This window comes from Mesorhizobium sp. M1E.F.Ca.ET.063.01.1.1 (assembly GCF_003998155.1).
Taxonomy (GTDB): domain Bacteria; phylum Pseudomonadota; class Alphaproteobacteria; order Rhizobiales; family Rhizobiaceae; genus Mesorhizobium.
Map to the genome: position 1 here is coordinate 1 of NZ_RZSC01001132.1, position 1342 is coordinate 1342.

Genomic DNA, 1342 nt, shown 5'->3' on the forward strand with positions numbered 1-1342 from the left:
TCTTTGAATGGTGCAGCGTTTCAGCTATCGAAGATCACAATGGTTCCGTTTGCGGTCTTATCACGGAGCAAGGTCGGATCAAAGCCAATGCTATCATCGTCACGGCCGGCGCTTGGACGAGCCGAATATTGCAGCCGCTCGGAATAGCGCATCCCTCACTATGGATCCGCGGTTCCGTCGGCCGCACGAGCGTTATGCCGATTGATATGCGGAAGCTCGTGGTCTCGGGCAGGTGCGCTTACCGGCAGCGCGCTGACGGGCGGGTCAATATAGCAGTAGCGGAGGACGGTTATCACGACCTAATGCTCGATAGCATTGTGCACGGCCCGAAATTCCTGCCGCTGGCCATGCGCAACTGGCGAAATGTACGGTTCAGCCTCGGCAAACCAATGATCCGGAGCCTGATGGGGGACTTTTCCGATTTCACCACCCATCGCACCTTGGATCCGCAGCCCGACTGGAACGGGCTTAACAAGGCCGCGAGACTGTTTGTGAAGGAATATCCAGGCGCAGGGCGGATAACTTATGAACGCGGCTGGGCCGGCTATATCGACTACATGCCGGACGAATTACCGGTCATGGGGGGAATTCCAGGACGTCCAGGGCTTTACGTTGCGGCCGGTTTTTCTGGCCACGGATTCGGGATGGGGCCGGTCGTTGGACGCGCAATGGCTGACCTCGTCCAAGGCAAACCAGTAGGACAGGATCTTGGTCCCTTTCGGCCAGAGCGCTTCTCTGCGCAAGGTAGCGGAAGCAGAACGTGATTAATTGCGGAGTCATAGCGGATGAGGGGGCCGCGTTCACGCAGCGAATGGGTGTAGTGAAGTCCATCCCACGTCACAAAGTGGATGACGGCGCCGCCGAAGCCATCCACGTCGAGAACCTGCACAAGAATTTCGGCAAGCTGCATGTATTGAAGGGCGTTTCGCTGTCGGCGCGCGATGGCGAGGTGATCGCCATCATCGGCGGCAGCGGCTCGGGCAAATCGACGCTGCTGCGCTGCATCAACTGCCTGGAGAACCCGACCAGCGGCATCATCCGGGTCAATGGCGAAGAGATAAAGCTGAAGGCCGACAGCTACGGCCACACCGTGCCCGCCGACCGCAAGCAGATCGAACGCATCCGCTCCAAACTCGGCATGGTCTTCCAGAACTTCAATCTGTGGAGTCACATGACGTTGATCGAGAACGTCATCGAGGTCCCCGTACATGTGCTCGGCGTCAAGCGCGATGTGGCGATCGGCGAGGCGGAAAAATTGCTCGCCCGCGTCGGCCTGGCCGAAAAACGCGACGTCTATCCCGCCTATCTGTCGGGCGGCCAACAGCAGCGCGCCGCGATCGCC

The 1342-nt window shown here is 59.3% G+C and carries 2 protein-coding genes; both read left to right on the plus strand.

Annotation, left to right across the window (positions count from 1 at the left end; translation table 11 throughout):
• A partial coding sequence (locus EOA29_RS36650) for an FAD-binding oxidoreductase (RefSeq protein ID WP_145970057.1) occupies positions 1-764 on the plus strand: 764 nt, incomplete at its 5' end.
• A 47-nt stretch (positions 765-811) separates the two neighbouring features.
• Positions 812-1342: ATP-binding cassette domain-containing protein (locus tag EOA29_RS36655; RefSeq protein ID WP_127222403.1), on the plus strand; the 531-nt coding region annotated here is incomplete at its 3' end.